Source organism: Nocardiopsis baichengensis YIM 90130, from assembly GCF_000341205.1.
Classification (GTDB): domain Bacteria; phylum Actinomycetota; class Actinomycetes; order Streptosporangiales; family Streptosporangiaceae; genus Nocardiopsis_A; species Nocardiopsis_A halophila.
Window position 1 is genome coordinate 1 of sequence record NZ_ANAS01000047.1, and the last position, 9263, is coordinate 9263.

General features: G+C 73.6%; 9 protein-coding genes. 4 read left to right on the forward strand and 5 right to left on the reverse strand.

The window, feature by feature from the left end; translation table 11 throughout:
• Positions 1–198 precede the first annotated feature (198 nt).
• From C892_RS30985 to C892_RS0127810, 4 genes are all read left to right on the forward strand, one after another.
• Positions 199–1455, forward strand: coding sequence for a rhodanese-like domain-containing protein (locus C892_RS30985; RefSeq protein WP_239647568.1), 1257 nt, complete (start codon positions 199–201; stop codon positions 1453–1455).
• Positions 1456–1468: 13 nt separating this feature from the next.
• Positions 1469–1810 carry a TfoX/Sxy family protein gene (locus C892_RS0127800; RefSeq protein ID WP_017559889.1) on the forward strand — a complete coding sequence of 114 codons (342 nt, stop codon included), beginning with the start codon at positions 1469–1471 and terminating at the stop codon, positions 1808–1810.
• Positions 1800–2510: a DUF2461 domain-containing protein gene (locus C892_RS0127805; RefSeq protein ID WP_017559890.1), complete on the forward strand. Its 711-nt coding sequence runs from the start codon at positions 1800–1802 to the stop codon at positions 2508–2510. The genes C892_RS0127800 and C892_RS0127805 overlap by 11 nt, the downstream gene beginning before the upstream one ends.
• A gap of 800 nt (positions 2511–3310) precedes the next feature.
• Positions 3311–4099, forward strand: a complete 789-nt coding sequence (locus C892_RS0127810; protein ID WP_017559891.1) for an AfsR/SARP family transcriptional regulator — start codon at positions 3311–3313, stop codon at positions 4097–4099.
• Between the two features lie 57 nt (positions 4100–4156).
• Here C892_RS0127810 and C892_RS0127815 read toward each other — a convergent pair whose 3' ends face one another.
• The 5 genes from C892_RS0127815 to C892_RS0127835 form a co-directional block, all read right to left on the reverse strand.
• The gene (locus C892_RS0127815) at positions 4157–5524 is read right to left on the reverse strand and encodes a cation:proton antiporter (RefSeq protein WP_017542017.1); all 1368 of its coding nucleotides are present in this window, start codon (positions 5522–5524) and stop codon (positions 4157–4159) included.
• A gap of 220 nt (positions 5525–5744) precedes the next feature.
• Entirely contained in the window at positions 5745–6017 is a 273-nt protein-coding gene (locus C892_RS0127820) for a 4Fe-4S dicluster domain-containing protein (RefSeq protein ID WP_239647565.1), read from the reverse strand.
• Positions 6018–6086: 69 nt separating this feature from the next.
• Complete coding sequence (locus C892_RS0127825) at positions 6087–7319, reverse strand: NAD(P)/FAD-dependent oxidoreductase (protein ID WP_017559893.1); 1233 nt, start codon at positions 7317–7319, stop codon at positions 6087–6089.
• A 13-nt stretch (positions 7320–7332) separates the two neighbouring features.
• Positions 7333–8277 (reverse strand): DUF1702 family protein, encoded by a 945-nt coding sequence (locus C892_RS0127830; RefSeq protein ID WP_017559894.1) that lies wholly within the window; start codon positions 8275–8277, stop codon positions 7333–7335.
• The gene (locus C892_RS0127835; protein ID WP_017559895.1) at positions 8274–9263 is read right to left on the reverse strand and encodes a DUF1702 family protein; all 990 of its coding nucleotides are present in this window, start codon (positions 9261–9263) and stop codon (positions 8274–8276) included. Before C892_RS0127835 ends, C892_RS0127830 begins: the two co-directional genes overlap by 4 nt.

Genomic DNA, 9263 nt, shown 5'->3' on the forward strand with positions numbered 1-9263 from the left:
CGGCCGGAGGCCCCGGCCGCCCCGCCGCCGGGCGCGCGGGCCGAGGCCGAGAACGGCTGAGCCGCCCCCGCCCCCGTGCGATCGCGGCGCGGGCGCACCGTTCCCTGCGGCGCGCCCGCCGCGGAGCCCCCGAGGGCCCACGGCCCCTCGGGGGCCGTGGGCCGAGCCCTCCGGGAAAGGACCCCTCCATTGCTGTACGTGGTCATCGCCCATGACGGAACCGAACCCGGCACCTTCGAACGGCGGATGGACATCCGCCCCGCCCACATGGCCCAAGGCGAGAAGATGATGGAAGACGGCTCCTTCCTCTTCGGCGGCGCCATCCTCGACGGCGCCGGAAAGATGTCCGGCGGCGTCCTCATCGTCGACTTCCCCGACCGCGACCACCTCGACCAATGGCTCGACAACGAGCCCTACATCACCAACCACGTCTGGCAACGCGTCGAAGTCCACCCCTTCCTCGTCCCCCCGCAATTCCTCACCCTCCTGCCCAAATACGCAGAGGGCGGAGGGGGCCAAGCGAGCGGAGCGGACGCCGAGGACACGCAGGGGGCAGCGAGCGACACCGGTGGCGCCGGCGCGGCCGGCCCGCAGGTGCCCTCCCCCGTCGTCGGGACGGACTGGCTGGCCGACCACCTGGGGCAGGACGGGCTCGCCGTCGTCGACTGCACGGTGCTGCACCGCCCCCTCCCCACGGGCGGGATCGAGCTGGAGAGCGGCCGCCCCGGCTATGCCGAGGGGCACGTCCCGGGCGCGGTGTTCGCCGACCTGCTGACCGACTTCGCCGACGCCGGGGCGGACCGCCCCTTCGCCGTGCCGCCGGTGGAGCGGCTGGTCGGCGCGCTGGAGGACCTGGGCATCAGCGACTCGGACACCGTCGTCCTCTACGACCGGGCCCACATGGCCTTCGCGGCCCGGCTCTGGTGGCTGCTGCGGCTGCTGGGGCACGACCGCGCCGCGGTCCTGGACGGCGGCTGGCGGAAGTGGACGGCCGAGGGGCGGCCGTCCACCGCGGAGGTGCCGGCGGTCGCCCGGGGACGGTTCGAGGCGCGACGGCGCCCCGAGCTCGCCGCCACCCGCGAGCAGGTCCTGGCCGCGACCGAGGATCCGGCCGCGTGCCTGATCAACGCGCTCTCCCGCGACCAGCACGAGGGCCGCGTCCCCGTCGCCCACGGCCGGCGCGGCCACATCCCGTCGAGCACGAACGTCCCCGCGGCCTCGCTCCTCGACCCCGAGACGGGCGCCCTGCTGCCTCCGGACCTCCTCGCGGACCGCTTCGAGGAGGTCGGGGCCTTGGCGAGCGGGAACGTGATCGTCTATTGCGCCGCGGGCGTGAACGCCGCGAGCGATGCCCTCGCCCTGACGACGCTGGGCGTGCACAATGTCGCCATCTACGATGGCGGCCTTTCCGAATGGAGCGGCGACCCTGCGCTCCCCTTGGTGGCCGAGGGCTAGGAGGAGGCGGCCGATGGCCTACGACAAGGAACTGGCGGACCGGATCCGGGAGGCGCTCGCGGAGGTCGGCCCCGTACGCGAGGTCGGCATGTTCGGCGGACTGTCGTTCATGGTGAACGGCAAGATGGCGGTCACTGCCGACACGCAGGGGCGGCTGATGGTGCGCTGCGACCCCGACCGGGTGGACGGGCTCCTCGGTCGTCCCGGGGCCGAATGGGCGCAGATGCGCGGAAAGCCGATGAGCAAGGGGTGGGTCGTCGTCGCCCCCGAGGGGACGGATTCGGAGGAGGACTTCGCCGCGTGGATGCGGGAGGCCCTGGAGTACAACGAGAGGGTGGCGGGGCGTGGGGACTGAGGACGGCGGCGCGCCGGATTCGGCGTTCAACGGGTTCCCGCCGGAGCTGTTCTCCTTCCTGGAGGGGCTGGAGAAGGACAACTCCAAGACCTATTGGGAGGCCAACCGGACGACCTGGGAGAACGCGGTCCAGGATCCGATCGGCCGGCTGATGTCGGACCTGGAGCCCGAATTCGGCCCGCTGCGCACTTTCCGCCCGAATCGCGACGTCCGGTTCTCCAAGGACAAGTCCCCCTACAAGACCTGGGTCGGCGTCACCACCTCCGACCGGGCGGTCGGCGGCATCGGCGCGTTCCTTCGCCTGGAGGCGTCGGGGATGCGGCTGGCCTGCGGCGCCATGGCCCTGGCCCCCGACCAGATCAAACGGTTCAGGGCCGCGATCGACGACCCCGCCGCCGGGGCCGAGTTCGCGGAGATCGGCCGCGCCCTCGCCGGCCGCTCGCTGCCCGTCGGCCCGGGGCGGCAGCCCCCGTTGAAGCGCGTTCCCACGGGCTTCGCCAAGGACCATCCGCGCGCCGAGCAGCTGACCTGGAAGGGCGCCGTGGTCGTCCGGGAGTACGAGCGCGCGGACTGGATGCACCGGCGCGAGGTCCTCGACGAGGTGCGCGGCGTCTGGAACGGGGCCGCCCCGCTCAGGGAGTGGATCGAGAGGAACGTGGGCGGGAGCGAGCAGCCCCCGCGCCGACCGGGCCGGCGCTAGCGCCGGAGCACCGAGAGGGCCTCCGCGGCCCCGGCGGGGACACGAGGTCCCCGCCGGGGCCGCGGAGGCCCTTCACTCTTCCCGTCCGCGCTCCGCCCACCCCGGCCGCGGCACGCGCCTCACCCTCGGTGACGTCGCCCCGTCACCGGACGACCGAACCGCGCTCGGAGATCCCGCCGTCCCGCCGCCCCGAATTTATTTCCGCACACACCTCCCCCGCTGAAGGAATTCTCCATTTTCCCGGCCGGTCGAATTCCTCTCGCCCCCGGAACGAAGGAAACCGCTCTCCCGGGACCGCCCCCACCGCCGCAGCCTCCGGGACGGCACGCCCCACCGCCCAGAACGCCTGCCCCTTGGCCGTTCCCGGCCAGAATCCCGCCCGCGGGACCGCACCGGCGAACACACCCCCGGGCGCCGCACGGCAATGGCCACCTGCACCCTCCTGCGGTCGGTGACTTTTTCTTCAACGGAGAGTCACAGCATTTCAGGCAGGCCACTGAATTTTCCGGGTGATAATATAAGGGCCGCAGGCCGACTTTTCACACCCGGTCGAATAATGGTGAATTGTCGACTACACGCCGTGACCGGACGGAACCGCGCTCCCCGCCCCGCCGCCCCCCATCACCGGCGGGTCCGCGGGGGTGCGGCCCGCCCGGGCCGTGCAGCACGGAAGCGGACGGACAGACCGGGTGCGGACGCAGGGCGCCGAACGCCCTCCTGCGAGGGGCGCCCCTGGCCCGCGAATCCTCCGAGCTCGGACCGGCGAAACGGACAACTCCGCACGAGGGGTGTGATCTGCATTGGCGAATGGGCAGGCGCAGTACGAGGCGAGGTTCTTCGGGGCGTTCACGGTGCTCCGCGACGGACGGCCGCTCGAGGGGCCGGCCTGGCGCCGGGAGAGCGTCCGCACCCTGCTCAAGTGGTTCCTGCTCCACCCCGGCCGGCGCTGGAGGGCGGCCGAGCTCTGCGAGGTCCTGTGGCCCGGCGAGAACGGGGACCGCTGCCCCAACCGACTGCACGTGACCCTGCACCACCTGCGCCGCCTGCTGGAACCGGAGCTGCCCTGCAGACGGCCGTCGTCCTTCATCAGATCCGACCGCGGGGGCTGCTACCGGTTCGACACCGCGGACCGCTGGCGGACCGACGTCGGCGAGACCCGCAGGCTCCTGCGGAGCGCCGACGCCGCCCGCGCCGCCGACGACGCCGCGGCCGAGATCGTCGCCTGCCGGGAGCTCATCGCCTACTACGAGCGGACGTTCCTTCCCGAGGACCTGTTCACCGACGCCTTCGCCCCCGTCCGCACCGCCTATGAGCGCGAGTACCAGGACGTCCTGAGCCGGCTGCTGCGCGCCTCCCTCGACGCCGGCGACGACTTCGCCGCGGCCTCCTGCGCCGCGACGATCCTGGACATCGATCCCTACTGCGAAGAGGCGATCGCCGCCAGCGTGCAGGTCAGCCTCCGGCAGGGCCACGTCCTGGGGGCGATGGAGCAGTTGGACGACTTCCTCGGCACCCTGCAGCGCGAGCTGGGGACCCGGCCGCCCCACCGGCTGTCCCGGATCCGGCAGAGGCTCCGCAGCCCGGGGTGACGCCCGGGGTGGCGCCCCCTGCCCCTGCCGCCCCCAGAGGTCCCCCGCGGCGTCCGCTCACGGCGCCGGGTCCGCCTCGGGTCTGCGCTCGCGGGGGCCGGGGGCCGTACCGCCCGGCCGGGCCGCGCCTCCCCGGGCGCCGCCCGGCTCGGTCCTGTCCCGGAGGAACCACCGCTGGAGCGGGGTCGCCGCGAAGGTCGTCACGATCGCCATCAGCACCAGGATGGTGTACAGCTGCATGGACACCAGCCCCGCCTGCAGTCCGATGTTGAGCAGGATCAGCTCCATCAGGCCCCGCGCGTTCATCAGCGCGCCCAGGGCGTAGGCCTCGTTGCGCTCGATCCCCTGGACCCGCGCGGCGAGGGCGATCGCGAGCCCTTTGCCCACGGAGGAGACCAGCAGCACCAGCCCCGCCATGAGCAGGATGCGCCACTCGAAGATGAGGGAGAGCTCGGTGTTGAGCCCGGAGCACACGAAGAACGCCGGCAGCAGCACGTACCCCACCAGCGGCTCCAGCCTGCTGCGCATCAGCTCGGTGAAGCGGTCGCGGGGCATCGCCACTCCGACGATGAACGCGCCGAACACGGCGTAGACCCCGGCCAGGTCGGTGAACCAGGCTCCGGCCAGCAGCACGATCACGACCAGGACGAACGGGCCCGCGGGGAACTCCTCGCCGGCCCGCAGCCGGCGCTGCGCCCAGCGGCCGACGGCCGCCAGCCCCCGGCGGCCGAGGGTCAGCATGAGCACCAGGTAGAGGACGCCGCCGCCGAAGGCCGCCAGGGCCAGGACGGGGTCGCCCTTGGTCGAGGCCACGACCCCGGCGAGCAGGATCCACGACACCGCGTCGTCGGCCGCGGCGCAGGCCAGTGCGATGGTGCCCAGCCGGGTCCCCTGGAGGCCGGACTCGTGGATGATCCAGGCCAGCATGGGGAAGGCGGTGACCGCGATGGCGGCCGTCAGGAAGAGGCCCGCCTGCCAGACCGTGACGCCCTCCGTGAAATAGCCGCCCTGGGAGACCATCAGCCAAGCGACGACGCAGCCGAAGATCGCGGGCGGGACGATGCCCGCGAGCGAGGTGGAGACCGCGTCGCGGGTGTGCCGCAGGAACATCCCCGTGTCGAAGGCGCTGCCCACCAGGAACATGTAGAGGACCAGGCCGAGCTGGCCCACCAGGTAGAGCACGGTGAAGGAGGGGTGGGCGACCGTCTCGCCGGCGACCACCGCCTCGGTGGGGAAGAGCCGTTCCTGGACTCCGGGGGCCAGGGCCCCGAGCAGCGAGGGGCCGAGCAGGAATCCGGTCACCATGATGGCGACGACCTGGACCTGGCCGAGCGCTTTGAACACCGGCCAGATCAACCGGTAGACGGCCAGGACGATGCCGAGCTGGAGCAGGAAGTGGACGGTGGTCTCGGCCGGTGAGGGCATCCGGGGCTCCTGGGGAGGTGTCGGGCCCGGTCGATCCGGGACGGGGGCACGGCGGCCACGGAGGGGGCGGCACGGCTCGGACGGGACCGGCCCCTCCTGTGGGGAGCGACCGGTGCGCATGCGCCGTCGGTGGCCGCTTCACGCGGCCACCGACGGAGGGGTCGGGGCCGCCGGACGCGGGGGCCTCAGGGCCGGGCCCCCGCGTCCGGCGTGCGGGGGCTCAGGGGCGTTCGAAGAAGCCGCGGTTGGCCCCGATGGAGGCCTGCCACTCCTCGGGGACCTCGTAGTCGGGGAAGATCGCCTCCACCGGGCACACCGGTTCGCAGGCACCGCAGTCGATGCACTCGTCCGGGTCGATGTAGAGCTGGTCGTGCTCGTCGAATCCGGGGTCGTCCGGGGAGGGGTGGATCGCGTCGACGGGGCAGGCCCCGTGGCAGGAGGCGTCCTTGCTGCCGACGCAGGGCTGTGTGATGACGTAGGGCATACGGCTCATCGCTCCTTCGCGGACCAGGGGGGTGGTTCTCGGGTCGGGCCCTCCTGCGCGGCGCCCGGGAGGCACCTCCTAGGCCTGCGGTTCGGGGGACAGGCCCATGAGGGCCGACAGGTTGTCCGGGGTGAAGAAGTCGTCCCAGTGCACGGTGTTCTGGATCACGCCGAAGAAGCGGTCGATGGCGTCCTGGTTCCCGCGCATCGCCGCCAGCACGTCCTCGAAGGAGGCCTGGAACGGCTCCATGGCGGCGTGGTCGACGATGAAGTCGTACAGCGGTTTGAGCTCCCGGTTCCTGTGCGCCTCGTAGGAGGCCAGGGCGGTGTCCAGGGGCTCCCGCCCGGAGAAGCCGGCGTCGATCGCCCCGGCGAGCAGTTCGGCGTCGCGGAAGGCGTCGGTGATGCCCTGCGCGGTGATCGGGTCCTTGTGGGCCCCGGCGTCGCCGACCAGCGCCCAGCCGGGGCCGTAGGGCCTGCGGAAGAAGTTGGGGCGGTTGCCGGCGCCCATGTAGCGGTGCGCCAGGCTCCCGGCGGCGATGCGCTCGGCCAGGTCCGGGGCGATGGCGGACACGGTGGCGAGGTAGTTGGCGGGGATGTCGCTCTTGAACCCGGCGAAGTCGCGCTCGGGCCGCTCGACGAAGACCGCGGCCTGGCGGTCGTTGGTGGGGAAGGCGATGACGGTGCTGCCCGGCCGGGTGTAGAACTCCAGCCCCCTGAGGGGCACGTCGTCCCAGTAGGTGTAGTAGCCGAACGCCTTGGGCGGGGCGGTGCGGTACTCGGGGGCCCCGACCGTCCGGGCGACGATGGAGCGCATGCCGTCGGCGCCCACGACCATGCGCGCCCGCTCGGTGACCGTCTTCCCGTCGGCGTCGACACCGCGGATCCCGACCGCCCGGTCCCCCTCGGTGAGCACCTCCGCCACCGAGAACCGCTCCCGGACCTCGGCCCCCGCGTCCACGGCGGCGTCCACCAGGAGCTTGTCCAGGACCGTGCGCTTGGGGGCGTAGATCGCGGCGAAGCCGTCGTCGACCGGGCGGGGGAAGCCGGTCAGCGTGAAGGGGCCGTAGCGCTCGAAGCTGAGGTCGAGCTCGATGTTGGTGATCGGCGGGCAGTTCGTCGCCTCCACCTGGTCGATCAGCCCCCAGCGCCGCAGCTGCGCACTGCCGCCGACGGTGATCATGTGGGTGGAGACGGTGTCGCTGGGGAAGGCGGCCCGGTCGACGGCCAGGACGCTGTACCCCTGCCTGGCCAGCAGCATGGCGGTCGGGGACCCGGCCACGCGGGCGCCGATGATGATCACGTCGTACACGTCTGTTCCTCTCTCAGGGGGACGGGGCGGCCGCGGCCGCCAGTGCGTGCTCGATCCGCTGCCGCCAGATCTCGTAGGGCGGCTCCACGCTGACCGCCGGCAGGTCCCGCCGCGCCTCCTCCACCGCGTGCGCCGCCTCGGCGCCGCCGAGTCCGCAGAAGACCCGGCAGGCGCGTTCGGTGTGCGGCGCGGATCCGCCGGCCTGCCGGCGCCCCCAGGCGGCCGTCGCCGCCCCGCGTGCCAGGCGCACCCCGTGCGGGCCCGCGCGGTCCCTGAGGTCGCGCAGGGAGCGCTCGTCGGCACCGCCGCCGTAGGAGGCGGCCAGTCCCACCCCGCCCCACAGGTCCGCACGGCGCTCGGGCGCGTAGCCGTCGACCAGGCGCGCCACCAGGGGGACCCGGGCTCCGGCGGAGAACCACAGCGCCCGGCCGACCCCCTGGTCGAAGCAGCGGCGGCCGTATTCGGTCAGGTGGGTGGGCACGGCACGGTGCAGCACGTAGCGCCGCCGCCGGAAGAAGGCCTCGTGGAACCCGTACCCGTCCGCGGTCACCCACCCCAGCAGGGGGTCGAGCCGGGCCAGCTGCGCCTCGGGGCCGCGGCGCAGCCGGGCGAAGGCGAGCCCGACGCCGACATAGGCCGGATAGGCGTGCCGTGCCGCGGGCCCGGCCATGAAGGCGGGCAGCCGGCGCTTCCAGGGCGCCACGGCGTCGAGCGCCGCCAGGCCCATGCCCGCGCCCTCGTAGGCGAAGCCCTGGAGCTCGGGGTCGACCGCGTCCAGTCGCGCGGCCAGAGCGGGGAGGCGGGGATCCTCCAAGGAGGCGTGGTAGCCCTCCATGAGTGAGCGGGCGACCGGCGCGAAGCGCTGCCACGCCTCGGGGGCGAAGCCCGGCCGGGAGAACACCGCCTGCGCCGACGGGATGCCGAAGGCCGCCCTGCGCAGCCGTCCGATCGCGGTCATACGTGCAGCTCCTTGGCGGACGAGGGGGCGGGGGCGGAATGCGGCCAGGCGTCCCGGATCCGCTGTCGCCAGTGCTCGTAGGCGGGCCGCCCGGGTGCGTCCCGGAGCCCGCGTCCGGCGCGGTGGGCGGTCGCGGCCACCGCCGCGGCGTCCTGGCCCCACACGACGTCGCAGGCGACGTCGGTGTGCGGCGCGACCAGCCCCGACTGCTCACGGAAGACCGAGGCCAGCGCCGTGCCCACGGCGATGTCGGCCGCGTGCTCACGGGCGGCTTCGAGCAGGGCGCGCACGGCGTCCCGGTCCATCACCCCGGCCGCGTAGGCGCAGGCGAGGCCGATGCCGCTCCACAGGTCCGCCCGGCGGGAGGCGGGGAAGCCGTCGATGGTGGCGATGATGCGGTCGGGACCGGCCCCGGTGGAGAACCACAGGCTGCGCCCCACCCCCTGGTCGAAGGCGCGGCGGGCGTACCCGCGCACGTCTCGGGGCACGCTGCGGCCCTCGACGGTGCGCCGCCAGGCGAAGAAGCCGTCGTGGAAGCCGTAGCCGTCCATCACCAGCCACCGCAGGAAGGGGTCCTGGCGTCGGAGGAAGCGGTCGGGGCCGGCGGGGACGCGGGGCAGGACCAGCCCCGCGCCGATGTAGACCAGGCAGCGGTAGGGGGCGCCGGGGCCGTGGACGAAGCGCGGCAGCCGCCGCCTGCCGGGGACCAGGCTGTCGAGCAGCATCAGGCCCATGCCGGCGCCTTCGTAGGCGATGCCGCGCAGCTCGGGGTCGACCGCGTCGAGCCGGGGCACCAGGTCCTCGTGCCGGGGCGTGTCGAGGGCGGCGGAGAAGGCGTCGACCAGCGTGCGGGCGACGGGCTCGAAGGTGCGCCAGGTCCGGTCCATGTCCTCCTGGGGGCCGAACCGCTCGGCGGCCAGCTTCGGGAACGAATCGGCGTCGAGGCCGAAGAAGGGGCGGATCAGTGATCCCGGGGAGAGGGGCAT

What these genes read in the sequence shown, in the direction of transcription:
- C892_RS0127835 (WP_017559895.1), bottom strand. Translation starts at nt 9,263, where the DNA reads ATGCCCCTCTCCCCGGGATCACTGATCCGCCCCTTCTTCGGCCTCGAC.
- C892_RS0127820 (WP_239647565.1), bottom strand. Translation starts at nt 6,017, where the DNA reads ATGAGCCGTATGCCCTACGTCATCACACAGCCCTGCGTCGGCAGCAAG.
- C892_RS0127830 (WP_017559894.1), bottom strand. Translation starts at nt 8,277, where the DNA reads ATGACCGCGATCGGACGGCTGCGCAGGGCGGCCTTCGGCATCCCGTCG.
- C892_RS0127815 (WP_017542017.1), bottom strand. Translation starts at nt 5,524, where the DNA reads ATGCCCTCACCGGCCGAGACCACCGTCCACTTCCTGCTCCAGCTCGGC.
- C892_RS0127800 (WP_017559889.1), top strand. Translation starts at nt 1,469, where the DNA reads ATGGCCTACGACAAGGAACTGGCGGACCGGATCCGGGAGGCGCTCGCG.